Here is a 2,828-nt window from a genome sequence, read left to right on the forward strand (position 1 = left end):
AGCGCCTGGGAGCGCAGGTGCTGCACGGCGGCGGCGACGTCCGCTGGCGCCAGGTCGGCCGTCAACCGCTCGCCGGTGCAGTTGTCGCACCGCCCGCACGGCGCCGCATGCGGGTCGTCAAGCTGCCGAAGGAGAAACTCCATCCGGCAGCCGTCGGTGCGCTGGTAGGCCAGCACCGCCTCCTGCTCGGCCTTGCGGGCGGCCGCGATGTGCCGGTAGCGCTCGGCGTCGTAGGTCCAGGGTTGGCCGGTCGCCGTCCAGCCGCCCTGGACCCGGCGCACCGCGCCGTCCACGTCGAGCACCTTCAACACCATCTCCAGCCGGCTGCGGGACAGGTCGACCAGCGGCTCGATGCCGGCCAGGGAAAGCGGCCGGCCCGCCCCGTCGAGCGCGGTGAGCACCCGGCGCACCACCGGTTCGGGCGGGAAGGCCAGCGAGCCGAAGTAGGCCCAGATGTCCCGGTCCTCGGTGCCCGGCAACAGCAGCACCTCGGCCCGCTCGACGGCTCGGCCGGCCCGGCCGATCTGCTGGTAGTACGCGATCGGCGACTGCGGCGCCCCGAGGTGGATCACGAAGCCGAGGTCGGGCTTGTCGAAGCCCATGCCCAGCGCGGAGGTGGCGACCAGGGCCTTCACCCGGTTGGCCAGCAGGTCCTGTTCGGCCTGTTCGCGTTCGGTGGGGTCGGTGCGCCCGGTGTAGGACGCCACGGTGAACCCCCGGTCCCGCAGGAACGACGCCACCTCGGCGGCCGCGGCGACGGTGAGCGTGTAGATGATGCCCGAGCCGGGCAGCTCACCGAGCCGTTCGGCCAGCCAGGCGAGCCTGGCCTGCATGGTGGGCAGCATGACCACCGCCAGCCGCAGGCTCTCCCGGTCCAGCGGGCCACGCAGCACCAGCGTGTCCGTCTCGCCCAGGCCCAACTGGTCGGCGACGTCCCGGACGACCCGGTCGTTGGCGGTCGCGGTGGTCGCCAGCACCGGAACCCCCTCGGGCAGTTCGGCCAGCAGGGTGCGCAGCCGCCGGTAGTCCGGCCGGAAGTCGTGCCCCCAGTCCGAGATGCAGTGCGCCTCGTCCACCACGAGGAGCCCGGCCGACGCGGTCAGCTCGGGCAGCACCGTGTCGCGGAAGTCGGGGTTGTTGAGCCGTTCCGGGCTGATCAACAACACGTCGACCTTGCCCTCCAGCACCACCCGCTGGATGTCCTGCCACTCCTGCATGTTGGCCGAGTTGATCGTCGCGGCGTGCACGCCCGCGCGGGCCGCGGCCGCCACCTGGTTGCGCATCAGCGCGAGCAGCGGCGACACGATGACCGTCGGACCCTCGCCCAGTTCGCGCAGCAGCGCCGTGGCCACGAAGTACACCGCGGACTTGCCCCACCCGGTGCGCTGCACCACCAGTGCGCGGCGGCGGCCGGCCACCAGCGCCTCGATGGCCGTCCACTGGTCGTCGCGGAGCCGGGCGTCGGCGCCGGCCAGTGCGCGGAGCAGAGCCTCGGCGGATTCGCGGAGGGCGAGTTCGTCCATGTGCCCACCCTGACGCAGGGCACCGACAAGGGCCAGCGACAGGCCGGCAGGATGGTCCATCCATCCGGTTTGGTGGGCCGTGGCCGTCCCGTGCTGAACCGGTGGCCGGATCTTCACGAAATTCTTCGCCCGTTCGCGTCATGCCCACTCGCCGCACCGCTCCCAACTCATCGGAGCGCATGGTCGGTGTGCTCCGATCACTGGCGTGGGCGGCGTCTCATCCCGGGAGACGCCGCCCACACCTATCCCGAGGTCCCGCTCCGGTGGCCCTACGCTGGTCGGACTATGGCAGCGAGCAAGCGCGTCGGGATCATGGGCGGCACGTTCGACCCGGTGCACCACGGTCACCTGGTCGCCGCCAGCGAGGTCCAGTCCCGGTTCCAACTGGACGAAGTGATCTTCGTGCCGACCGGTCAGCCGTGGCAGAAGAGCCACCAGACGGTGAGCCCTCCCGAGGACCGGTACCTGATGACCGTGATCGCCACGGCGTCCAACCCCCGGTTCTCGGTGAGCCGGGTCGACATCGACCGCGTCGGCACCACCTACACCATCGACACCCTGCGGGACCTGCGTGGCGGATACCCCGACGCCGACCTGTTCTTCATCACCGGAGCGGACGCGCTGGAGCAGATCCTCACCTGGCGGGAGGCCGACGAGCTGTTCGGGCTGGCCCACTTCGTCGGGGTGACCCGGCCCGGCTACGACCTCAACGACCACCATCTGCCCCGGGGCGCCGTCAGCCTGATCGAGGTGCCCGCGATGGCCATCTCCTCCACCGCCTGCCGCGACCGGGTGGCCGCCGGCGAACCCGTCTGGTACCTCGTCCCGGACGGGGTCGTCCAGTACATCTCCAAGCGCGGGCTGTACGCACCGGGGTGAAATCGCTCGTGGCGACGCTGGCCCGCCCCGGTACTCTCGGGGAAATCTGTATCCGGAAGTACCGACAAGGGGACCGAAGTGTCAGCAACGCACGACGCACGCCGGCTGGCTCTGGTGGCCGCAAACGCCGCCGCGGACAAGAAGGCCAGCGACGTGATCGTGCTGGACGTCTCCGACCAGCTGGTGATCACCGACTGCTTCGTGATCGCCTCCGCGCCCAACGAGCGGCAGGTGGGCGCGATCGTCGACAGCGTCGAGGAGAAGATGCGCGACGCCGGCACCAAACCGGTGCGGCGCGAGGGCGCCCGGGAGGGCCGCTGGGTGCTGCTGGACTTCGTGGACATCGTCGTGCACGTCCAGCACGCCGAGGAGCGCGCCTTCTACGCCCTGGAACGGCTCTGGAAGGACTGCCCACGCATCGAGTTC

The 2,828-nt window shown here is 71.0% G+C and carries 3 protein-coding genes; 2 read left to right on the forward strand and 1 reads right to left on the reverse strand.

From position 1 onward, the window contains the following. Positions 1-1,523: RecQ family ATP-dependent DNA helicase (locus VFO68_RS17680; RefSeq protein ID WP_325159405.1), on the reverse strand; the 1,523-nt coding region annotated here is incomplete at its 3' end. A gap of 285 nt (positions 1,524-1,808) precedes the next feature. Here VFO68_RS17680 and nadD point away from each other — a divergent pair. Both nadD and rsfS read left to right on the forward strand, forming a co-directional pair. Continuing rightward, entirely contained in the window at positions 1,809-2,402 is a 594-nt protein-coding gene (gene nadD / locus VFO68_RS17685; RefSeq protein WP_325159406.1) for a nicotinate-nucleotide adenylyltransferase, read from the forward strand. Positions 2,403-2,480: 78 nt separating this feature from the next. Next, a partial coding sequence (rsfS, locus tag VFO68_RS17690) for a ribosome silencing factor (RefSeq protein WP_325159407.1) occupies positions 2,481-2,828 on the forward strand: 348 nt, incomplete at its 3' end.

It is taken from the genome of Actinophytocola sp. (assembly GCF_035712165.1).
In the GTDB taxonomy this organism is placed as follows: Bacteria; Actinomycetota; Actinomycetes; order Mycobacteriales; family Pseudonocardiaceae; genus DASYTH01.